The organism is Streptomyces sp. P17 (genome assembly GCF_032436805.1).
Classification (GTDB): Bacteria; Actinomycetota; Actinomycetes; order Streptomycetales; family Streptomycetaceae; genus Streptomyces.
Map to the genome: position 1 here is coordinate 1 of NZ_JAVRBF010001474.1, position 237 is coordinate 237.

Genomic DNA, 237 nt, shown 5'->3' on the forward strand with positions numbered 1-237 from the left:
GTTCTGTTGGAGGTGGGGCTACTCTACGCATGATTTCTGATATCCCTCACGTTAAGTATACAGAAGGAAGGTTCCTACCTTATTTCTTCCCTGATACTTTTTATGAGGGAAATGACCCTGTCATTGAAGCCAACAAGAATTGGTTAACAGCTCGTCGTGCTATTATGAGAAATCCTGTTGATAGAATTGGTTATGGCGGATACCTTAGTCTAGCTTATAAGTTCCCTAAATTTGTGG

The 237-nt window shown here is 40.9% G+C and carries 1 protein-coding gene; it reads left to right on the top strand.

What is annotated here, in order from left to right:
* Positions 1-29 precede the first annotated feature (29 nt).
* Positions 30-237 (top strand): 1,3-beta-galactosyl-N-acetylhexosamine phosphorylase N-terminal domain-containing protein (locus RMT89_RS45390; RefSeq protein WP_315889593.1); only part of this gene is annotated, 208 nt, incomplete at its 3' end.